The sequence below is a fragment of the Secundilactobacillus muriivasis genome (assembly GCF_054785195.1).
Map to the genome: position 1 here is coordinate 1 of NZ_BAABMI010000069.1, position 21,551 is coordinate 21,551.

The 21,551-nt window shown below is 42.7% G+C and carries 19 protein-coding genes and 2 pseudogenes; 9 read left to right on the forward strand and 12 right to left on the reverse strand.

The window, feature by feature from the left end; genetic code table 11:
* Positions 1-419 precede the first annotated feature (419 nt).
* The 4 genes from ACYVR3_RS14100 (at position 420) to ACYVR3_RS14115 (ending at position 3,903) form a co-directional block, all read left to right on the forward strand.
* Positions 420-1,220 (forward strand): ParA family protein, encoded by an 801-nt coding sequence (locus tag ACYVR3_RS14100; protein ID WP_015639692.1) that lies wholly within the window; start codon positions 420-422, stop codon positions 1,218-1,220.
* 1 nt (position 1,221) lies between these two features.
* A complete protein-coding gene (locus ACYVR3_RS14105) occupies positions 1,222-1,572 on the forward strand; it encodes a DUF5388 domain-containing protein (RefSeq protein ID WP_011222016.1) in 351 nt (116 codons plus the stop codon).
* Between the two features lie 347 nt (positions 1,573-1,919).
* Entirely contained in the window at positions 1,920-3,689 is a 1,770-nt protein-coding gene (locus ACYVR3_RS14110; protein WP_021356718.1) for an oleate hydratase, read from the forward strand.
* A 19-nt stretch (positions 3,690-3,708) separates the two neighbouring features.
* Positions 3,709-3,903, forward strand: a complete 195-nt coding sequence (locus ACYVR3_RS14115; RefSeq protein WP_074030397.1) for a hypothetical protein — start codon at positions 3,709-3,711, stop codon at positions 3,901-3,903.
* An 80-nt stretch (positions 3,904-3,983) separates the two neighbouring features.
* Here ACYVR3_RS14115 and ACYVR3_RS14120 read toward each other — a convergent pair whose 3' ends face one another.
* The 4 genes from ACYVR3_RS14120 to ACYVR3_RS14135 all read right to left on the reverse strand — a co-directional run bounded on the left by ACYVR3_RS14120 (position 3,984) and on the right by ACYVR3_RS14135 (position 7,973).
* Entirely contained in the window at positions 3,984-4,526 is a 543-nt protein-coding gene (locus ACYVR3_RS14120; RefSeq protein ID WP_056971948.1) for a TetR/AcrR family transcriptional regulator, read from the reverse strand.
* 273 nt (positions 4,527-4,799) lie between these two features.
* Positions 4,800-5,639, reverse strand: coding sequence for an IS3 family transposase (locus tag ACYVR3_RS14125; protein ID WP_461244766.1), 840 nt, complete (start codon positions 5,637-5,639; stop codon positions 4,800-4,802).
* 916 nt (positions 5,640-6,555) lie between these two features.
* Complete coding sequence (locus ACYVR3_RS14130) at positions 6,556-6,771, reverse strand: CsbD family protein (RefSeq protein WP_461244767.1); 216 nt, start codon at positions 6,769-6,771, stop codon at positions 6,556-6,558.
* A gap of 293 nt (positions 6,772-7,064) precedes the next feature.
* Complete coding sequence (locus ACYVR3_RS14135) at positions 7,065-7,973, reverse strand: IS30 family transposase (protein WP_461244768.1); 909 nt, start codon at positions 7,971-7,973, stop codon at positions 7,065-7,067.
* A gap of 100 nt (positions 7,974-8,073) precedes the next feature.
* Between ACYVR3_RS14135 and ACYVR3_RS14140 the strand changes: the two genes are divergently transcribed.
* On the forward strand, positions 8,074-8,421 hold the full coding sequence (locus ACYVR3_RS14140; protein ID WP_152551140.1) for a hypothetical protein: 348 nt from the start codon (positions 8,074-8,076) through the stop codon (positions 8,419-8,421).
* Between the two features lie 70 nt (positions 8,422-8,491).
* Here the strand turns inward: ACYVR3_RS14140 and ppsA are convergent, their stop codons facing one another.
* The 3 genes from ppsA to ACYVR3_RS14155 all read right to left on the reverse strand — a co-directional run bounded on the left by ppsA (position 8,492) and on the right by ACYVR3_RS14155 (position 12,720).
* Positions 8,492-10,894 carry a phosphoenolpyruvate synthase gene (ppsA, locus tag ACYVR3_RS14145; RefSeq protein WP_461244769.1) on the reverse strand — a complete coding sequence of 801 codons (2,403 nt, stop codon included), beginning with the start codon at positions 10,892-10,894 and terminating at the stop codon, positions 8,492-8,494.
* Positions 10,895-11,161: 267 nt separating this feature from the next.
* Positions 11,162-11,968 (reverse strand): SGNH/GDSL hydrolase family protein, encoded by an 807-nt coding sequence (locus ACYVR3_RS14150; RefSeq protein WP_461244770.1) that lies wholly within the window; start codon positions 11,966-11,968, stop codon positions 11,162-11,164.
* Positions 11,941-12,720 (reverse strand): acyltransferase family protein, encoded by a 780-nt coding sequence (locus tag ACYVR3_RS14155; RefSeq protein ID WP_461244771.1) that lies wholly within the window; start codon positions 12,718-12,720, stop codon positions 11,941-11,943. Before ACYVR3_RS14155 ends, ACYVR3_RS14150 begins: the two co-directional genes overlap by 28 nt.
* 147 nt (positions 12,721-12,867) lie before the next feature.
* Between ACYVR3_RS14155 and ACYVR3_RS14160 the strand changes: the two genes are divergently transcribed.
* Positions 12,868-14,235 (forward strand): ISL3 family transposase, encoded by a 1,368-nt coding sequence (locus ACYVR3_RS14160; RefSeq protein ID WP_461244772.1) that lies wholly within the window; start codon positions 12,868-12,870, stop codon positions 14,233-14,235.
* Between the two features lie 66 nt (positions 14,236-14,301).
* Here ACYVR3_RS14160 and ACYVR3_RS14165 read toward each other — a convergent pair whose 3' ends face one another.
* The 4 genes from ACYVR3_RS14165 to ACYVR3_RS14180 all read right to left on the reverse strand — a co-directional run bounded on the left by ACYVR3_RS14165 (position 14,302) and on the right by ACYVR3_RS14180 (position 16,806).
* A complete protein-coding gene (locus ACYVR3_RS14165) occupies positions 14,302-14,700 on the reverse strand; it encodes a pyridoxamine 5'-phosphate oxidase family protein (protein WP_003660071.1) in 399 nt (132 codons plus the stop codon).
* Between the two features lie 113 nt (positions 14,701-14,813).
* The gene (locus ACYVR3_RS14170; RefSeq protein WP_003563277.1) at positions 14,814-15,185 is read right to left on the reverse strand and encodes a TIGR02328 family protein; all 372 of its coding nucleotides are present in this window, start codon (positions 15,183-15,185) and stop codon (positions 14,814-14,816) included.
* Between the two features lie 680 nt (positions 15,186-15,865).
* A complete protein-coding gene (locus tag ACYVR3_RS14175; protein WP_461244773.1) occupies positions 15,866-16,150 on the reverse strand; it encodes a BRCT domain-containing protein in 285 nt (94 codons plus the stop codon).
* On the reverse strand, positions 16,147-16,806 hold the full coding sequence (locus ACYVR3_RS14180) for a recombinase family protein (protein ID WP_461244774.1): 660 nt from the start codon (positions 16,804-16,806) through the stop codon (positions 16,147-16,149). Before ACYVR3_RS14180 ends, ACYVR3_RS14175 begins: the two co-directional genes overlap by 4 nt.
* Before the next feature lie 533 nt (positions 16,807-17,339).
* Between ACYVR3_RS14180 and ACYVR3_RS14185 the strand changes: the two genes are divergently transcribed.
* From ACYVR3_RS14185 to ACYVR3_RS14195, 3 genes and pseudogenes are all read left to right on the forward strand, one after another.
* Positions 17,340-17,843, forward strand: a complete 504-nt coding sequence (locus ACYVR3_RS14185; RefSeq protein ID WP_012490991.1) for a TetR/AcrR family transcriptional regulator — start codon at positions 17,340-17,342, stop codon at positions 17,841-17,843.
* A 4-nt stretch (positions 17,844-17,847) separates the two neighbouring features.
* Positions 17,848-18,872 (forward strand): annotated as a pseudogene (locus ACYVR3_RS14190) (ABC transporter permease).
* Between the two features lie 4 nt (positions 18,873-18,876).
* Positions 18,877-19,565 (forward strand): annotated as a pseudogene (locus ACYVR3_RS14195) (ABC transporter ATP-binding protein).
* Between the two features lie 160 nt (positions 19,566-19,725).
* Here ACYVR3_RS14195 and ACYVR3_RS14200 read toward each other — a convergent pair.
* Positions 19,726-21,096, reverse strand: coding sequence for an FAD-dependent oxidoreductase (locus ACYVR3_RS14200; RefSeq protein WP_461244775.1), 1,371 nt, complete (start codon positions 21,094-21,096; stop codon positions 19,726-19,728).
* Positions 21,097-21,551 lie beyond the last annotated feature (455 nt).

Below are 21,551 nucleotides of genomic sequence, written 5' to 3' on the forward strand. Positions count from 1 at the left end.
AACGTGTCCCCTTGGATTTAGACCCCAGCTTGTCCCCTAGGGCTTTAAAAATCGCACCGGCCATGATATAATAGTCAGTAAATGAGTTGACTTTTATGTGGCGCTCACCGATTCCCGTCGGTGGGTGTTTTTTTATGTTCTATTTTATGTAACCAATATTACTCGTTGTTTGGTGATAAATCAACATTTCTTTTTATGTATCCTTGTATCCTTGTATCCTTGTATATTCATATCCTTGTATCTAAGTATCCTTGTATCCTTGTATCTAAGTATATTAGGATACTTGCAGTCAATCTTAATTTAACGGCTTTTGAGAAGAAATGTATCCTTGTATCCTTGTATCCAAGTATCTTTGTATGTTATCATCCTTGTATCCAAGTATCCTTGTATATTAGGATACTTAATTGGAGGTCAGTATAATGGGTGAAGTAATTACTTTTGGAAATTTTAAAGGTGGCACCGGTAAAACAACAAATGCCACGCTTGCATGCCTGGCACTAGCTCGTGCTGGTAAAAAAACGCTATTAATTGATTTCGATCCTCAAGCAAACGCTACAGATATTTACTTTAAAACCGCGGCTAATTTAGGCCACGATGATATCAAATTTAATCAAACCTTGCTTGCATCAATCCAAGAAGAGGACTTATCAAGATCGTTGGTTACTTTGGATAAAAACATTGACTTTATTCCATCAAGCGCAGATTTTTCATTGTACCCACGGATTATGGAAAAAAAGTTTAAAAATAATTATAAAGATAGAGTTACATATTTTAGCAAGCTACTTGCTTCACTAAAAGAAAAATATGATTTTGTGGTATTTGATTTGCCACCGACTATTTCCTTAATTTCTGATAGCGCCTTATACGCTTCAGATTGGGTTCTGATTATCCTTCAAACTCAAGAGCACAGTCTTCAGGGTGCCGAATCGTTTCTAAAATATATACAGGAACAGGTAATCGATGAATACGAAGCACCTAGTTTGAATTTACTCGGTATACTTCCTGTGCTATTAAAGAATGGGGCGCCTGTTGATCACAGCACATTAGAAGTAGCAGAAGAAGAATTTGGGAAAGAAAACATGTTAAAAACCCTAATTCGTAATATGGAAAGAATCAAAAGATATTCAATCAGAGGTGTATTTCTAAAAGATCAGTTCGATAAAAAAATAATTAGATTATACGATTCTGTGGCACAAGAAATTATTGAAAGGGCGGACTAGCATGGTGGAACTTTTACACAATCCTAACTCAAATAAAAGCAAAATAATTCCTAGAAAATCGGCGCCCCAGCCCCAAAAAGAAATTTCCATATCTTCTCTAAACGAATCAAACAAAACGAAGTCTAAACAAATAGATGGTGTTACTTTTGATACTACGCTCAGAATTGACAATCATCTAAAAAACTTTATGAAAGCTATGGTAATTTTAGGGTATAGCTCAACTCAACAAAACGGATTAGCCCAATTACAAAAAACTTTTTTTGAATCGTTAACTGAGTCTGAACAAAATACGCTTACGACTCAAATACAGACTTTGGAAACCGGCGATGCTAACAAAGTAAAAAGTAAATAATCACGTGCTCTCAGACGACACGTTCACCTTTTAGATGTATACTTGTCCGTTTAAATTAAGCAGAATGCACACAAAAAAGTCCTCTATTATGCGGAATAGAGGGCTTTTCTGAAATCATTACATACAGGCTTTGCTTAGGAGCGTTGCTTGTGTCCATTTAGGACATACACAATCATATAACAATCAATGCTGTCACTTAACTTACTCAAAAAAGCCACCCACCTCGTGATGAGATGAGTGGCTTTTTGGTTGTGTGGTAGATTGTAAAATTTGTTAACCGTTGTATATTATATTTAGTTACAGATGTAACAAATACTTGGTATCTTATTTTAAAAGGAGGGATTTTCATGTACTACAGTAGTGGTAATTATGAAGCATTTGCTCGGCCTAAAAAACCAGCAAACGCCACCAAGAAATCAGCCTATATTGTTGGGGCCGGTTTAGCCGGTTTAGCTGCCGCCGCTTTTTTAGTGCGCGATGGTCAGGTTCCTGGAAACCAAATTCATGTTTTTGAAGAACTTGGACTTCCCGGTGGCAGCATGGATGGGATTTTAAATGAACAACGCGGCTATATTATTCGTGGTGGACGTGAAATGGAACCTCACTTTGAAACTCTTTGGGATCTTTTTCGTTCAATTCCTACCTTAGAAGATGCCAGTGTTTCGGTACTTGACGAATTCTATTGGCTAAATAAAGCCGATCCAAGTAATTCACACACCCGCGTAATCGAAAAACGTGGTAATCAGTTAGCCAGTGATGGTCAGTTGACGCTTTCCCGAAAAGCAATTGAAGAAATCGCCAAATTAGTGCTAACACCGGAAAACCAACTTGACAATGTCAAAATTAATCAAGTTTTCAGCGATGACTTCTTTAAATCAAATTTCTGGCTCTATTGGTCCACCATGTTTGCTTTCGAGCCTTGGGCAAGTGCAATGGAAATGCGCCGTTATTTATTACGCTTTGTCCATCATGTTGGCACCTTGCAAAATATGTCAGCATTGAAATTTACCAAATATAATCAATATGAGTCATTAATCAAACCACTGATTAAATATCTTGAAGATCACGACGTTAAATTCCAATACAATACCACCGTTGACAATATTATTGTTGAACAAACCGGTGAACAAAAACAAGCTGTTAAAATTGAGCTAACGATCGATGGTAATCAGCAAAGCCTCGACCTAACACCTGACGATTTGGTTTTCATTACAAATGGATCAATTACTGAAAGCACTACTTATGGTGACAATGAACATTCAGCACCAGCAACGCATCCAATCGGTGCTAGCTGGAAATTATGGGAAAAATTAGCGGCTCAAGACTCAGCTTTCGGACATCCAGCTAAATTTTATCAAGATATTCCAGCGGCTAACTGGGTCATGTCGGCAACTTGCACCTTTAAAGACGATCGAATCGTACCCTATATTCAAAAAATTACTGGTAAAGATCCGTATAGTGGTTCAATTGTTACCAGTGGCCCAGTCTCCATTAGGGACTCAAACTGGTTATTAGGAATTTCCATCAGCCGTCAACCACATTTTCAACAACAAAAGCCAAATGAATTAATCGTATGGTTATATGGTCTCTTTTCCGATCAGCCCGGAAATTATATTCACAAAAAAATTACTGATTGCAGTGGCGCAGAAATCTGTCAAGAATTTCTTTATCATATTGGTGTCCCAGAAAATCAAATTGCTGAGATCGCGCAAACAGCTAATTCAATTCCAATTCATATGCCATACATTACTTCATACTTTATGCCACGCCAAGCTGGTGATCGTCCCTTAGTTGTCCCTGAAGGTTCAAGCAATTTGGCTTTTATTGGGAACTTTGCCGAAACTGAGCGAGACACCGTCTTTACAACTGAATACTCTGTCAGAACTGCTATGGAAGCTGTCTACCGACTGCTTGACATTGATCGTGGCATCCCAGAAGTCTTTGATTCTGCCTTTGACTTACGAACAATCTTAAGTGCCTTATATTATTTGAATGATAAAAAGAGCTTGACCGAATTGCCTTTAAATCAAATTGAAAAAATTGGTCTAAATGCCTTTTTGAAAAAGGTTCATGGCACCTATCTTGAAGAAATTTTGAAATCTCAAAAGTTACTCTAAATCAAAGGAGGAAAAATTCATGAAAAAGCAGCATTTAATTTTAATTTCAATCGCTTTAGCTGCTGGGGTTGTAATTGGAAAATATCTTAAACCCCAAAAAGACAGTTGCTGTCGTCATCGACTAGGTTGTTGCTCAAAGAATTCCCAAATCTCTAAGACCGATCCAGTTTATTTACGAGAAACCCAAACCCTAGGGCATGGCCTAACAAAGTAATTTAGCCTAGTAAAAGGGGGGCACTGCAAAAGTAAATTGCCGTACCCCTTTTTTGATTGTTTTGTTTTTCCATTAACCGGCTAAAATATTTTTTCGCCAGTTTGCAGTAAATCATTTTTGATCTTTTCTGCTAGGTGCTCGGCCAACTCGGCTGCGGAATATTGATAATCGTTTTCTCGCCAATATAGTAAACTAGCAAAAATAGCGCCCGAATAATATGCAATCTCTATTGGTGCTGGCTGCTGATTTTTAATTCGCGTTTTAAAAAAATCAAGCAAGTAGTCACTTTGCTTTCGAAGAGCAAAGCCTTCAATTGAAGCGCTAACAATTGCCGATAAAACAGCTGGATTATTTTTAAAATAATCAAAATAAACTTCCAACAACTGCTCTAATTCTTTAAAATGATGCGTCGTAATGTCATCAACAAAAGTTGCATATTCTTTTTGAATAAACTTGTTCAAAATATCTTCCTTACTGTTATAGTTGCGATAAAAAGCCATTCGTGATATTTTTGCTTGATTAGCAATATCCGTAATTGAAATTTCTGAAAAGTCTTGTTCTTGCATCAATTCAAACAAAGCTTTTTCAGCTTTAGCTTGCGTCCGCACAATCCTTTTGTCCATAGTCACTATCTCCCAATTAATGAATCAATTTAGTTGTTGATACCAATTATACATCATTGAAAATTTCAAACCGCTTTACGAAAAAAGTATCAAAATCAGGTCACTAACTTTGATACTTTTTTTACTTAATAGTTACTTTTTTAGTTAGGCTTGGATTGAAGTCAATATTTGAGACAGATTTTAAGAGACATTCAGAACCGCGTTTACCTTCCACAGCTCAAATAAATCATTAATCGCGATTAATAACTTATTTGAACCCTGGAAAGCATTAAATCAGGCGGCCATTTGGCTCGTAAGTGTTGCAATTTCAACTTGTAAGGGGGTCTGGTAGCCCAGTGAACTATGAATTCTCTTCCTATTGTAGAAAGCATGCACATATTCAAAAAGGACGGCAGCGGCAGTTTCATAATCTTCAAAGACCGGCACTGGATAAACACATTCCTTTTTGAGGGAAGCGTGAAAGGATTCCATTGGCGCATTATCATACGGACAACCCTTACGGCTGTATGAGTGGCGGATATGTAGCTCAGTTAAACATTGATTGTAATCATCGCTGGTATACTGTGATCCTAAATCCGTATGGATAATCAGGTCCCCAGTAATGGTTCGATTTTTAACCGCGCTTTCAAGGGTCTTTAAGACTAAATCAGTAGCCATCTTTTTTGAGAACGAATAGCCGATAATCCGTCGTGAGTGCAGGTCCATGATGGTTGATAAGTAACACCAGCCATTACGCTTCGTTTGAATATAGGTCATATCAGCGGTCCATTTTTGATTTAAACCAGTGGTCGATAAATCCTGCTTAAGCAAGTTGGGACGCTGTTCAACCTTGGTTTTGGAAGCCGAAGCCGCTTTCCACTTATTGACGGTAACGGAGTGGATATCCAGTTCCTTCATGAGCCGGGAAATCCGTCGTGGACTGCACCGAAGCTGCAGTGGTTGAAGTTCCAGATTCAATTCATGGTGGATCTTCATAACACCGTATCGCTGCTTAAATTCCGCAAAGATTCGCAGAATCCGTTGTTTCAAGCCCGCATCTTCGGCCCGGCGTTTTGAAGGTTTGGGGATCGATAACGATAATACTGAGCTCTGGAAACACCGAGGATTCGGCACATCTTGGTTACCTGATGGTGATGGCTTTCTTGGTGAATGTAATCAAAGATATTGGTTACTTCTGCGCAAGGAAGCCCAGGGCTTTTTTTAGGATTTCGTTCTCCTCAGACAGCGAAGCCAGTCGCTTTTCCATCGCTTTGATTTCGTCTGGCGATTTACCGGATTGAGTTTTGGCCTGGGCCTGGATCCACTTATGAACTGTTGAATAGCCAATGCCATATTCTCTGGCCAGTTAGGCAGCTGATTCGCCTTGCTTATATAGGTTGATAATGTTTTGTTTGAATTCTTTGTCGTAACGAGTTGGCATGTAAAAATTCCTTCCTTTTGAGAGATGATTTATTCATTATACCCTCTCTTAAAAGTTGTCTCAGGAATCAGCTTACATCCATCCTAAAAGATGGGTTTGTGGTAAACACCATTTTAAAGGAAGCTGATCTTTTTTGTCCGGACAGCGGTCGGATTAATTTTACAATCTACCATTTACACAAGATATTTTACGCTCTCAAAAGTCAGCTAATCACTGTTTTTTTGCATATGGTCAGGAGGTGGCGATATCATGATTAATTCATAGTAAATACGGGTATGAGTTTCCGGAGTGGGCACAGGCGGGTGCTCGGCTCGATAAGATGGTGTAAGGATAATAGACGTCGTGCTAAATAGCGTGGCGTTTTTATTTTGCCCAAAATTTGGAGGTGGCCGGCATGGGCCAGATGGTAAATAGCAGATTTGGCCTTGTCAGTCGCACATAGACACGTTGCTTGGGTGACTTAGAACATCAGCTTAAAGATGGACGGTGGTAACGTAAAAAGCCGCAGCGACCACATGAGCCGCGTATTACAGTGTGGAGAAAAAAACAGGGTAACAAGCGTGAAAAAATAAAAGAAGACCAGATTTTGGTCTTCTTAAAAATGATAATTTATTTATCGTCTTTATCTAACTTTTCCTTTACGTTATCAATCGTATCTTTAACAGCATCTTTGGCATCTGACAGTTTATCTTTAGCCTTACCTCGAATACCTTGACCCTTACCTTCAGCTTCGCGGACCTTGTCGTTCGTAACCTTGCCTTCAACTTCTTTAGCTTTTCCACTTACCTTATCTTTGGTGCTATCAATCTTGTCATCTAGACTCATAATATAACCTCCCATAATGTATTTGTTACAACAGTATTATTCCACATTTTAATTTGCTTGTCTAATAAGGAGATCCTACAAGAGATAGTGTGAATGACACTTATAAGGTAGATTGCAAATTTAATCCGGATTTTTGGACAAATTTGCAATCTACCTTATACTAAAATATAAAGATATAAACACCTTCCTAGAGGAAAATAGCTTACCCAACTTTGTACAAAAAAAGTTATATATGGTCTATATAAGCAGTAAGAATCCTAAAATTTCTATTAAAGACAAGGCAAATTACAAGTTTAATCCGAACAAGCCCGGAATCTTTCAATGGCAGTCTGTTGATGATGTAGTTGATTAATTAGTTCAAGTGCTGCTAGGATCTCATCAGTCGTTACTTGGCTAAAATTGGTCTTTTTCGGGAAGAACCAGCGTAACCGTCGATTAAAATATTCATTGGAACCCCGTTCCCACGGTGAATATGGATGGCAAAAATAAACTTTGATCTGATAATCCTGTTCTAAGGCCTGATAATTGGCAAACTCTTTACCATGATCAACAGTAATGGATTTTACTTGGGGACCGAAGGCCCCCATAAACTTGCCAAAGGTGGTGTTTAGAGCCTTAGCCGTTCTATTAGGGGCTTTGATGGCCCATAGAAGTCGGGTCTTACGTTCTACGAATGTAACCAGACATGATCGTGACTCACTTCGACTAGAAAGCACCGTATCTACTTCCCAATGACCAAAAGCTAACCGTTGATTAACAGTTGTTGGCCGTTGTTCGATGGAAGTCCCACTTGTAAATTTCCCACGATTTTCGCTCACTCGGTGCTGGCGGACATTCCGATTGGGTAGATCAGTCAATTTGAAGGGGAGCCAGCCACGATTAAACCAATTATAAATTGACGCAGTGCTCAAGTTATAAGCGGCCGCAATGGTTTCTGGTGACCAGGTTAATCGTAAGTGATTGGTAATTAAAGTCGCTAATACTGCGGTCAGCATCGAACGACGACCGCAATTCCGCCTTTTGCGATCTGCATCTTGCTGAGCTAATTCTGGATCATAAGGTTTAACTCGGTCCAACTCATAGCTAATCGTAGCTTTGGCGACGCCTAAGGCGTCAGCCATTACTTGGTAAGATTTATTCCCCTCATTGACCAGTTGTGCTAGTGCGCCACGTTGAAAACGTGATAAAGTAGATGTACCCAAAGTAATCACTCCCTATATTGGTTGGAATTAGCTACTACCATTGTAAGTGATTGCTTTGGGATTTTTAATTTCTGTTCGGATTAATTATAGAATTTGCCATATGGATAAACAATTAATGGTTATCGACCTTAATCCGGCCGCTTTTCAAACGTTGATCGCGGTCCATGATCAGTTCCCCGACTTTGATACCGCCAGCTGGCGTGAACTTGAATCTCGGCACACCCAGTTAACGGACTTGTTCCTCCAAAGCCAGCCAGTCGATCACGGCGAACTAAGCGTGACCCGTCAACAATTAGCCGACCAGTTTGGCGTCGACGCCATGTTGCCGTCATCCATGATCACCAAATACGTGGTGCCCAAAATCAAGAGTGAATTTGTCGCTCACCAGTGGTTTCCGAACTTTAAGTTACAGGCCACCACGGACGATCAATACAAAATTACTTGGTAATATCAAAATGCACGTTGACCGCAATTGCGATCAACGTGCATTTTTAGTCTAATTTACTGATCAACGGTAATTATTCCCAATCGTAGTCGGCTGGATCTTGAAGACCTCGGCCAGTCGCTTTGTCCAACATGATCCGTTGTTCAAAGTGCGCGACGTTGCGCTTGGTTTCTTTGACCATGTCGGGGTTGACCGAAACGTAGTCGATCCCGCTTTGAATCAGGAAATTCGTGAAGTCTGGATATTCAGACGGCGCCTGCCCACAAATTGATACCGTCTTACCATCCTTGTGCGCGGTCTTGATCAGGTGGCGAATGGCGCGTTTAACAGCGAGGTTCCGTTCGTCAAAAAGGTGTGCGACCGTATCGTTATTCCGGTCACAGCCCAAGATCAACATTGCCAGGTCGTTTGAACCGATCGAGTAACCGTCGACGAACTGGTTAAACTGGTCCGCCAAAATGATGTTGGTTGGAATTTCAGCCATCATGTAAACCTTGAAGTCGGCGCTCCGGATCAAGCCTTCACCTTTAATGATGTCAGTGACCTTTTGTGCTTCTTCAACGGTCCGTACGAACGGAATCATGATGTTTAAGTTCTTCAGGCCAAATTCATTACGAACCTTCTTAACCGCGGCTAATTCCAACTTAAAAGCGTCGATGTATTTCGGATCATAATACCGTGACGCGCCCCGCCAGCCTAATAGATCGGCGGATTCATGTGGCTCGTACTTGTCGCCACCTTTAAGTTTACGGTACTCGCTGGACTTGAAGTCCGATAGCCGTAAGACAACCGGCCGTGGCGCCATTGCCCGAACGACCTTGGCAATCCCGTTAGCGAGCATGTTGACCACCGTTTCAGGATGGCTCTGTTCGATCAAGTAGAGTGGGTGTTCGTGAATGTACGTTGTCCAGAGGAATTCTTCACGCATCAGCCCGATCCCGTCAGCGGGTAACGTTGAATACTTTTCGGCTAACTCGGGATCACCCAAGTTCATCATGACGCCGGTAGCCGTTGGTGCGAAGGTTTCGGCGGCCACGACTTGGCCCGTTTGAGCAGCGGGCGTCGATTTCTTCAACAGACTGGCAACTTTACCCATGTAAACAATCCCGTTTTTAGCGTCGACCGTCACCACGTCGCCGGTCTTCAGTGCGTCGGTTGCCGCCACGTGCTGACTCTTCGTCCCAACAATACATGGGATCTGCATTTCACGTGAAACGATGGCCGCGTGACAGGTCATCCCACCGAAGTTAGTTACAATGGCCGCGGCCTTCTTCATAGCGGGGACCCAGTCTGGTGACGTCATTAACGTGACCAGCACTTCACCGGCCTTAAACTGGTCAATATCTTTAGGACTATCGATCACGTGGACGACACCACTAGCTAAGCCGGGACTTGCTGGTAACCCGCGAACGGCAACCTGCGCGTCACTTTCAGAAACGACGTTGGCGTCTTCTTCGGCGTCGGCTTTCTTTTGCTTGTTCCGTTGAGACCAAACGGTTTCGGGACGTGCTTGGACGATCCACAACCGGTTCGTGTTGGTGTCCAACGCGTATTCCATATCCATGTAGCAGCCATAATGTTGTTCAATTTTCTTAACATAACCGGCTAATTCAATCACCTGGTTGTCCGTCAAAACGGGCTGGTCTTGTAAGTCCGCGGGAACTTCTTTTTCGACCGTCCCGCCATCGGGTTGCCGCATCAATTCGATTGGTTGCTTAATGATGTTCTTTTCAACAATCTTCATTGAGTCTTTATCCACAACAAAGTGGTCGGGAGTGACCTTCCCTAACACGATGTATTCACCTAAGCCGTAAATGCCATCGATCACGATTTTCGTATCATCACCGTTGGCCACGTTCACGGAGAACATGACTCCGGAAGCCTTGGAGAAGACCATCATTTGAATGGCAGCCGACAAGGCGACTTTTTCATACGGGAAGTTTTGTTTATGCCGGTAATACGTTGCCCGGTCGGTAAACAATGATGAATAACATTCTTGAACCCGGTCAGTAACGTCGTCGGCCCCTTTAATGTTTAAGTATGATTCCTGTTGCCCCGCAAATGATGCGTCGGGCAGATCTTCCGCCGTTGCTGAGGAACGAATAGCCACGAACGGATCCTTTTGGCCCATCTTATCGGCCAAATCAGCGTAGGCCGTCTTAATATCTTGCGCTAAATCATCTGGCATGGTCGCGTTCACAATTAGATTCCGAATTTGTTCACATGCATGGTGCAACTCATCTGAGTTTTCGTAGTCCTTGATGCCCTCGAGCAAGGCGTTAACCTTGTCGTTTAACCCCGTCTCTGCCATAAAGTAACGGTATGCACGGGCGGTCGTTGCAAAGCCGTAAGGTACCGGTACATCCATGGAAGACGTCATTTCCCCCAGTGAGGATGATTTACCACCCACCAAGTTCACGTCTTCGCGATGTAACTCGTTAAACCATAAAACATTTGCTGTCTCTCGATTACTCATAATATTGCCTCCTTGTGATTTTTAGCTTAAAAACCATTTTCAGCAGAATCAAAGTCGTTATTGAAAACGGTTTCATTCTCAGTCTCCATTATAGTTCATCCGTGTACAAATTTTAAGCGCATTTCCAATTTCCGGTGGAGCTCTCATTAATTTCTGATGATTCATTCATAAATTAATCGCAAAATTTTCAGTATCCGCTTTCTTTAACACCAAAAAACACGGCCACAATGCTGCAACCGTGTTTTTAACCCTATTAACTAGGACGATCTATTTACATGGTTTCGTCCGGGCCACCTTCAGTGCCTGGTTGATCACCTGCGCGTATAAGACATCACCCGCGTGGACGCCACCAAAGTGCACGCCGTCCGTGCCGGCAAAAACGGCCGGATGTTGTCCCGCGACCTTCTCCCAATCGGCGATCGTGACGTATTTGTACTTGGCAGGAAGCGTCCACTCGAAGACTGCTAACTTGCTCGAATTCCAATCTGACTGGGCCTGCGCGTTATACGGCGTCATGAAGATCAGCCGGTGACCGGGCGCTAAGGCGTCGATCAGCTTCATGATCTGGACCCGGTAACCGTCGAGGGCGTTGGTCCCGATGCAGATCACCACGTCCTGACGTAAACGATGATTCCGTTGCTGCGCTATCAAGACTTGGTCACCCAAGTTCATCGTTCGGTCCCCTTCCGCGTCGATCGTACTGTTAGCGACGTGTTGTCCTAAATAATCACGAGTACCGAGTGTCACGCTGTCCCCGATAATTGATACTCCCGTGGGCACGTGCACCTTCGTCTTTTCCCCCGCCGTTGTCACCGGTCCCGTGTTCGCTAAAATGGCGGTATGGGTCGACTGAATCAGATTAACGTCTTGACGAATTCCGCTGATCCACAAATTTTGCTCCAGTGTTGAGACTGGGGGCGCGGCTTTGACGACGCTCTCCCCGTTAACACCTAGGAGCACAATGGCCACCATCGTTGGCAACCAGAGTTTTTTCCAGTTCACGTTACATTGAAAAATGTGAACTGGTTTACCGGCGATCACCGGCTCTAAGACGTAGTATGACAAAGCGGACAAGCCGATTGAGACCCCGTCGTTAGGATCGCTGCGACCCAGTTCGACATTCGGTGTGAAAAAATAACGTACAACGGCCAGTGAAATAAATAAACACTGTAGCTGATATCCGCTAAAAACGTCATCCAGCGTGGCTCACTGATTGTTGGCGTTTGATCGTGCAACAGGCGCGCGCCGTAGATCATACAAGCGGCGAGTAGCGTTGCGGCCAGTAACCCTTGTTGATACGTTTGCAACCGGTCAAATTTTAGTCGGTCACCTAGGATGACCAGGCCGCTAAAACTAAGAATCATCAGACCGATTGCTACGTTGCGGGGACAATGCTGTGAGACCCACTTAAACGCCGTGAGCTGGTAGCGAATCCCACTGAGGATGCCCAACACACAACCAATAAAGAACGGGAAACTGTGGGTCACACTGGAAAAATAAACCGGTGAAAAATCCGTTAAACCGACGGCACCTAAATTCATGGCCAGAAAACTCCCCGTTGCGAGGAGGGTTGCTAAGGTGCTCAGCAACTTTCGGAACTGGACCAACGCTTCGTCCGCCGACGCGCTCCGATAACGACTCATCTTGGCGACCAAACTTGCAGTGAGCCCCCATAATAAATAGAAGTGCATTTCAACGGCTAACGACCACGTATGGACAAATAGGTGCGGAATAAACTTGGTTTCATAACTCCCGCCAGTTGCAATTTCAAAATAGTTCGTCGTAAAACCGAGGGCCGCCGCGACCTGCCAACCGATGTTGGTCACAAAATCATGATCGACGGTTCTACAATATTTGGTACTGATAGAGATTCACTTTGTGAATTTCTACTGGTGCCATTTTCTATTATCAAGTAAAATTGTACAAAAATAGAAGATAGCCTGACCCCTATCTAACGAAAGGAACTATCTCCCATGGATAATAATACCAGATTAGCTCTCAATATCACAGATACTCGTTTAGAATTTGATCCCGACCCTAAATATAAATCTCAACCTATGTCTCGAGAAATGACTGACAAAGGTGAGGCTAACGTGTGGCACTGCGTGCTCACATACGAAATGACTTGTCCTAAATGTTCAACCGTCATGAGTCGAAACGGGTACAAAAGTGTCATGTATCAATCTGCCCAAAATGGTACAAGTCTGATTTTCTTTAAAATTAAAAAGCAAAAATACATTTGTAAATGCTGTAAAAATACTGAGCTTGCTGAATTGAGTGATGTAAGAAAAGGAGACCATCTTTTTCGTGACGTAAAACAAATTATCGCTATGCAAATTGAAGAAAACATGAGTATGACTACAATTGCGAAAATCAATAACGTCTCCTCAAATACTGTTATCCGGTCAATTCTAGGATTAGCTTGTTATATCAAACCATCTTTTCATTATTTATCGCGAAACATTGCTTTCGATGATTTCAAATCGGGAAAGTTTGCTAAAAGCGGATACTCCCTTTTACTTATGAATATTGAAACACATCAACCAATAGATGTAATTTCTGACAGAGGTGATCACTCCCTTGAAAAGTACTTTTTAAGATATTCTCCGGCGGCTCGTGCTGCTGTTCGAACGGTTACGGTCGACTTATTTTTCCCTTATCGAAGTACTATTCAAAAAGTTTTCCCGAATGCAATTATCATTGCTGACCATTTTCATGTGGTAGTCCAGGCCTTTAAAGGCCTCAATCAGCTTAGAATAAAAGTAATGAAATCATTTAAGTACGGGTCACCCGAATATCGCCAACTTAACAGATTTTGGAAACTAATTATGAAATCAGAAAGCGACTTAAATCGCTCTGATCGATATAAACGTCGTAATTTCAAAAATTTACAATTGACTGACGACGAAGTCGTTAATCGTTTACTATCGCTTTCCGAAGAATTGAGTGCTGCTTATAACTTCTACCAAGATCTCATTTTCATAATTCATAATCAAAGTTCAGAACGGCTGACAACCTTATTGTGGCCAGAAGATGATAAAAATTCGGCAATTCTCCCACAGGAAATGGATGCTGCCATCAAGACTCTACGAAAACATTTCGAAGAGATTATAAACAGTTTTAAAACAAAATACTGTCATTTCTCAACAGGTCCTGTAGAAGGATGTAACAACAAAATTAAAGTAATAAAGCGTACTGCGTACGGGTTTAGAAACTTCTATCACTTCAAGATTCGAATTCTAATTGCATTTAAAAATAGTTTCTATTCTAAAAATTTCATATCTCTCACAAAACAACAAAAAACTGCTAATTCCCCGACAACGGAGAAACTAGCAGCTTGATGTTAATGATTGTGAAATTCTAGGTCATCAGTACTTCTTGACAAAGAACCATTTGTTTTAAAAACCCTAGGCGATTTGAATACCAGCTTCTAAGGTATTATCCAATTTATAGATTCGTTCAACATCAATGACCACCACGCCAGCGCGTGGGAAACGATCAAAGATGTTAGTTTTATCTAGAATCTGATTAGCAAAGTCATCTGCTTCATGAATATGAGCCGTTCCCTCAAAGCGAAATCCCTGTTGAGCGCCTCTATCAGCAACCGCAACCGCTGCCAAATGGTTGCTCGAGAGATTATCATAGGCTTGCCTGAAGGTATGCTCAAAGTAGATTAAATGTGAGTCATCTAAGACATGTAGTGAGCCCTTGGGACCAACTTGAGGTTTGCCATCTATTCCTGTTGTTGCTAGGAAGGGGAGCTGACTCTTTAACATATTCTTCATTTCTTCTGTAAGATTTACCATTTAATTTTCTCCAATCAACACGACATTACGCTTTCCAATTACTTTTAGTAAGTATACTGTCGATATCCTATTTTGTCAATCCTATGTCCCAAGATGAACATCGCAGACTAGGATCACGGAAGGTTTAAAAAGATTCCCTTGTTTTGTAAATTGGTTAAGCAAACATGTTTATATCGTTGGTCATGTTCAGGATAGATGGGTATTGTGAGTGCAACCGGATTGAGTTGTTTGTATGCTGGGCAATGTTGACCTCGATACAGAGGATCATACCATTTCTGATCTGGATGATAACCTCGTTTTTCCATTTCACGTAACACAATACAGTGAAATTGAAATAATTTATATGGGGAATGTGCAAATACGTAATTAACGGTAGCGTGTTTCCGTCCCCATCCATTACCGCGAAGCGCCGCAATTTCACGATGCTGTCCCAATAATTGTTGTCTTGGGAGTTGCTGAATTAAATCTTGATGCCATAAACGCACGTTACGGCTTCCTTTCTTGAAAACTAGTCTTAATATTTATGCCATTTGGAGGATTACAGTACTGAACCATTTTATGACGAAGCGCCTTTTCTATAGGTTCATCGGCAGTATAAGTAATGGGATTTGCGCCTACTCGGATTGTCTGATCAATTTGTTCAATTTTGTTGGTGTGATTGATTATATTGCTCTTGCAAAGGAATGATATCCTTTTTTGCTGTCTTTGGAGCAGCGATTGCACCCTCCGCATGAACATATACACGGTTTATTAAGATGGCTTTGAAAGTGAAGTCGTGCTACCTAATTTTGAGTCGTTTTAGCCTAACTAATACCTATCATGCCGAATTTGTTATTGGATCGCTTAAGTGTAGAAGCAACTAAATTTGTTCGATTAATTAGTTGAAAATTCTTGGGATTGCCCATGTATTTTTTAGTCTGGTTATTAGCTTTTATGTTTGATCTGCTTATTTCTGATCGCAAACACCCACAACTGCGAGTGAATCCTTTTTGAAGTCGTTGACTGTCAACAATACATTTATTTCCACATTGACATTGACAGAGCCAAAGCGCGTTTCCATTAGAACTGCTTCCCAAAAAACTAATGACTGTGAGTCGTCCAAACGTTTGATTGGCCAAATTGATACGCTTTTGCATACTAATCTCCCCGTTTGATAAGAAGGTACTTAAAGAGTTGTTTTCAATTGATCTAATCGCCATTGGCACCATGAAATAAAGGCTAATTCGTCAATCTTTGGAACGCCATAGGTTCTAGCATACGTTAACTTTTGAGTGGTAAGTAGTTGATCATAGGGTTTGCTAATAATACCAACCACAAGGATATCGACATTTTTGTCAATCCCGTTGACAGGTTTTGCTCCTAGAATAATTGCTAACTGTTGTGCCTGGAAACGACGAAAAGATCGCAAACGGCCGGTAAAGAGAATTCGTTTGCCCCTTAAATCTATCATGATGTGTACCTCTCACTAGGGGGAACGTTTGCTAGATCTTCTGCCTGATACTTTTCGATGCGATATAAGGTTACTGGTGCAATACCTAACATGCGAGCAATTTGTCGCTTGGTCAGAGTTTCATCTCCGTCTTTCTTCCTATTTAAAAGGCGACAGGCTTCTTTATAAATATAGCGTTTTTGACGATTAGGTGAATGAGGACCATATTCGCGAATTTTGCCCTTATATTTGCCCTGGCGTTTGGCAATTTCTATGCCTTGTTGTTGCCGTATCTTAATAGTTTCGCGCTCTTCTTGAGCAATATACTTATATAGTTCGACAATAATTGTCGTAATCAAGTTACGAAGGTTAGGATCTTCAATACTTGCAAAGCTAGGCAGATTTAGAACATTCAATTGAGCTCCACGATGGCGAATGGTTTCGATGATGTCAGTCAAATCATGAGAATTGCGACCAAGTCGATCAAGGCTCAATACCACTACTTCATCATCATCACGAATATAGTCTAACATTGCTTTTAGTTGAGGACGATCGGCATTTTTACCTGAAAGCTTCTCTTGAAAGATTTTATTAACACCGGCATCATGTAGCTGCTCAATTTGACGTGCAAGATTTTGATCACGCGTACTAACACGCGCATAACCGATTTTAGCCAATTCTAGGTCGCCTCCGGGTCACTTATATGTAACTAATAATACTCCCTTCTCACTTTAGTTACAATAGGGTACACCCTATTGTATTTTTGCATGGTGCTATCCCCCGCCTAAATCTCTGGTGCGGTGAAGTTAGTGGTCATAGCATCAACCAATTAGCCTAAAAAAATTTCCACTTCATCTACTGGTCCGTAAGACCGACAATGTGCTTTTACAGAAGCCTGATGAACAATCTGATCGCAACAGATTAGTGGATCAATGGCTAAAAGGTATTAAGTTCGATTAAAGAGAGAACGAGCAAGCATATACTATTGGTGTACAAAGTTCCTTTGCATCGGACGCAGAAAAATAAAGCAGAAACCGCCTATTGGTTCAAAGAGGCGGTTTTTTTGCTGGCTATTTGATTTAGAAGTTAAAAATGACCATTTCAATAAAAATTCACAAAAAGATTGTGCAAAATATGTTGACATGGTGTCACTTTCCGTATAAACTACGAATTATCAATTAGTGACACCGTGTCACCACAGGGGGCAATCATGGCATCTACTACTTTTCAACATCTCGATGCAGCTAAACAACAACGGGTCTTAGCAGCACTCATCACAGAATTTTCTCAATATCCGTTGGCACAGGCGCAGGTGGCGCGCATCGTGAAGCAGGCTGACATTGCCCGCGGTGCTTTTTATAAGTACTTCACGGATCTAGATGACGCCTATCGCTATGCTTTTGGACAGGTGATCGGGCGGTTGCATGCGGGTATCACGGGTCCGACCATGCGGCAAGATCCATATACGGCAACAGCTGATTTTCTGCATGAGGCTAGTGAGAGTCGTGACCGGGATTTCATCCGCTTGCATTTCACTAAAAATAGCGGGTTGGTAAATGTTGCCCGGCCACAAGTTCCCGCAGATGCAACCGACTGGGCTGTCGCGGCGTTATGCCACAGTGCGATTTCCGAGGTGCTGGCTGATCCGGCTGACGCGACCTTGATTTTGGCACATTTGAAGGCAGCACTTTCTCAGCTGCAAGTTAAGGAGTGAAACAATGTATCTTTCATTAAAAGAAATCTGGCATGAAAAATTACGCTATGGCTTGATCATCGGTATGATTTTGCTGGTGACTTACCTTGTATTTATTCTCAGTGCGTTGGCTAATGGGCTTGCTCAGCAGAATACGCAAGCAATCGAGTCTTGGGACACATCGAAGGTGGTGCTGGCAAAGGACTCGGACATCAATTTGAGCCAGTCGCTGCTGACGTCGGAGCAGACCAAAGCGATTAAGCTAGGCAAGTCGCAAGCCTATGTCGGTACAATCGGCGCGGTTGCGACTAGCAGCAAGCACTCGGAAATTCGTTCGACGATGGTCGGGCTTGATTGGAATCAGTACATCGGCAAGGACATGCAGCTGGTGAGCGGTCATCGCGTGCAAAGTGACAATCAAATTGTCGTGGACACACAATTTAAAAATGAAGGCTACAAGCTTGGCGACAAGGTGCGGCTAACCACAAACGGCCAGCAATATACCATCGTCGGTTTCACGGAAAATGCCAAAATGAGTGTCGCCCCGGTTGTTTACCGGATACTTTTACGGCTAGCGGCATTATTTCCAAGTCGGCTGATTTTAAAGTTAACAACAGCGATTTGAAAACCTATACAGCGGATACATTTATCCAGAAGCTGCCGGGTTATTCAGCCCAAAATAGCACGTTTGCGTTCATGATTGGTTTTCTATTTGTGATTTCGCTGATTGTCATCGCGGTCTTCCTGTACATTTTGACCATGCAGAAGATTCCTAACTACGCCGTTTTACGGGCACAAGGTGTACCGGCGCGGACCCTCGTTAAAACGACCATTGCGCAAGCACTCATGCTTGTGTCATTCGGTCTGATACTCGGTGGGGTGCTGACGGCAGTTACAGCGCGGTTCATGCCTCTGGGTGTGCCGATGATTTTCTCCGCCGGTTTAAGCATCGCAGTTGTTATTGGCATTTTGCTCACCGGCTTACTCGGTGCAATTGTCCCAGTCCGGACGATTCTTAAAGTTGATCCTGTCACAGCCATTGGAGGTTGATTGTATGTCAGCTATCGAATTACAATACATCATTAAAAACTTTAAAACGCCAACCAGCGATGTCGAAGTCCTCAAAGATGTTAGCTTCAGTGCCGAACCCGGCAGTCTTTCGCTGGTGCTTGGGCCGTCTGGTTCAGGAAAAAGTACGTTTTTGACCATTGCAGGTGGCATTCAAACCCCAACATCAGGGGTCGTGACAACCGCTGGACAGGAGCTTTATAAGTTATCCGGCAAGGCGCGTGATGCATTGCGGTTGGATAAGATCGGATTTGTTCTTCAGTCATACAACCTCGTCCCATATTTGACGGTTGGCGAGCAGTTCACTTTAGTCGACAAGATTAAGCCAAAAAAAACCTCAGTCATGAGGAACTTGATCAATTGCTGGATGATCTCGGTATTGGCGACCTAGTTAATCAATATCCGGCTTCCTTATCCGGCGGCCAAACACAACGGGTGGCAATTGCACGAGCCTTGTATCCCGATCCAGCCATCGTGTTGGCCGACGAACCAACCGCCGCATTGGATAGTCCGCGTGTGGCAGTTGTCGGACAGCTGCTAGCTGATCTGGCACATAAGCGTGATAAGGCAATTGTTGTTGTCACCCATGATGTTCGCTTAGAAAAGTTTGCGGATCGCACGTTTACTTTGTTGGATGGTCAGTTAAGCGAAGGTGACACTTCCAACGCAGCATAGTGAAAAACAACTGGTCGCTACAGTATGATTAACGCGGTAGATGCTTAAAGGGCCCTCTTGTGTCAGAATTCTGACACAAGAGGGCTCTTTTTGAAGCTTAATCGTTTATCTGGCTGATTGAAATGAAGACATCATTTGCCTAATGTCTTTTTAAAAGTAATTAGAATCGCGGTTCGCCTAAAGCGTGTTGCGCAGCCAAGTTCAGCAAGCTCCATTGACGATCAAAACCTGGCTGAAAGAAGAAGTCGGCTTCAGCCAAGTCTTCAAGGCTTAATTGTTGTTGAACGGCGAGTGCCAAGACGTTGCCTTGTGCAGTCACGTCGTAAGTGGACAATACTGCACCGCCTAACAGTCGATGAGTTTGCGGGTCAAAGACTAAGTTGACGCAAACTTGTGGATTGCCGTTAGCTTCTGGCACATAGTCTGGCAGCAGTGAATCGGTGTAGAAAGCGGTATGCACGTTAACGTCAGCCCGTTTAGCTGTGAAGGTGTTCAGCCCGCTAGCTGCAAAATGGTAGTCGAAAACGCTCAACGCACTGGAACCAACGACGCCCTTGAATGGCCGTGCTGGATTTTCTGCAAAAATGTTTTCGGCAAGGTAACGGGCTTCACGTCGCGCAACGGTTGCCAAGGCAATCGGCACCTTTTGTTGTGCTGGAATTGAGTAAACCAAAGTGGCATCACCGATAGCATAAACGTCTGGCAAATTGGTCCGCAGATAAGGATCGGTGTTGATGAAGCCGCGTTTATCAAGGTTAACGGTGCCCTTGAGCCATTCCGTTGCTGGCTTGATACCCGCTGCTTGAATCACGAGATCGGTTTTAACGTCACCGGCATCCGTTTTGACGGCGCTAACAGCTTCATCGCCTGTGAAGGCTTCGATCTTGACACCAAGCTTGAGCTCAACACCTTTATCAGTGAGTTCCTTGGCCAGAATGTCGGTCATTTCTGGATCCAGATAGGTACCCAGTGGGCGATCAATCATATCCAACAACGTTACTTGTTTACCAGCTTTACGACTGGCTTCAGCCGCTTCAATACCAATATAACCGGCACCGATGATGGTGACGTGCTTAACCGCCGGATCTTCTAACTTGGCCTTGATGTTGGTGGCCCAATCGTAGCCACGCATCAAGAAGACATTCTTCAAATCGTTGCCTGGCACTGGTAAGGAATTCGGGCGAACGCCTGAACTCAGAATTAATTTGTCATAAGGATAATCCTGCGTCGTGCCGTTCTTCGTGTCGCGAACGGTGACGGATTTCACATCAGCATTGATTGCCGTCACTTCATGGTTGTTTAACACATGTGCGCCGCGCTTGATCAAATCGTCTGGACGAAAATTCCGAACATCATTCACATCGGTTACTTGATTTTCTAAGAATAGTTCCATCCCGCAGGACATGAACGAAACAAAATCACCTGCTTCAAACATCGTAATGTCTGCATCTGGATAACGATGCAACAGTTCTAAGACGCTTTGGTGACCGCCGTGTGATGCCCCTACAACAATGATCTTTGACTTGTCCACAAAAATTCCTCCTAATTATGTAGTAACCGCGACTTTTCGTCATCGGCTCTATCTCTATATTAGAATAGTTCCAATATATAGTCAATGATAGACGACAATTAATTATTGAACAATTTATTTTTAGAGACGGCTAACTTTATGCAGGTGAGCTTTGGCCACGACGCTGCCTAACAGGGATCGTGGCAACTATCATGTTCAAAAAGGTGGCATCGCGCACGTTTTTTTGTAGAACATTTTTACCCAGTCAAAAGCAATCTCGTTGATGGTTCACAAAGACATGAAAAAAGCCGCTGCAGTAAGATTCAATATCTCAGTTGCAGCGACCATTCATTTGCTTATTGAAATCTCATGGCATCCTGACGGTTAGATAATCGCGAAGGAGAGCGTAAAATATCGTGTGTAAATGCATAAAAGATTTCTGAATTGTATAGAAATAGGGAATGCCTTCCCTTATG

Bases quoted from the DNA above. Each gene is read 5' to 3' on its own strand.
- ACYVR3_RS14175 (WP_461244773.1), bottom strand. From the start codon at position 16,150: ATGATAGATTTAAGGGGCAAACGAATTCTCTTTACCGGCCGTTTGCGA.
- ACYVR3_RS14115 (WP_074030397.1), top strand. From the start codon at position 3,709: ATGAAAAAGCAGCATTTAATTTTAATTTCAATCGCTTTAGCTGCTGGG.
- ACYVR3_RS14140 (WP_152551140.1), top strand. From the start codon at position 8,074: ATGGATAAACAATTAATGGTTATCGACCTTAATCCGGCCGCTTTTCAA.
- ACYVR3_RS14185 (WP_012490991.1), top strand. From the start codon at position 17,340: ATGGCATCTACTACTTTTCAACATCTCGATGCAGCTAAACAACAACGG.
- ACYVR3_RS14165 (WP_003660071.1), bottom strand. From the start codon at position 14,700: ATGGTAAATCTTACAGAAGAAATGAAGAATATGTTAAAGAGTCAGCTC.
- ACYVR3_RS14110 (WP_021356718.1), top strand. From the start codon at position 1,920: ATGTACTACAGTAGTGGTAATTATGAAGCATTTGCTCGGCCTAAAAAA.
- ACYVR3_RS14105 (WP_011222016.1), top strand. From the start codon at position 1,222: ATGGTGGAACTTTTACACAATCCTAACTCAAATAAAAGCAAAATAATT.
- ACYVR3_RS14100 (WP_015639692.1), top strand. From the start codon at position 420: ATGGGTGAAGTAATTACTTTTGGAAATTTTAAAGGTGGCACCGGTAAA.
- ppsA (WP_461244769.1), bottom strand. From the start codon at position 10,894: ATGAGTAATCGAGAGACAGCAAATGTTTTATGGTTTAACGAGTTACAT.
- ACYVR3_RS14160 (WP_461244772.1), top strand. From the start codon at position 12,868: ATGGATAATAATACCAGATTAGCTCTCAATATCACAGATACTCGTTTA.
- ACYVR3_RS14130 (WP_461244767.1), bottom strand. From the start codon at position 6,771: ATGAGTCTAGATGACAAGATTGATAGCACCAAAGATAAGGTAAGTGGA.
- ACYVR3_RS14120 (WP_056971948.1), bottom strand. From the start codon at position 4,526: ATGGACAAAAGGATTGTGCGGACGCAAGCTAAAGCTGAAAAAGCTTTG.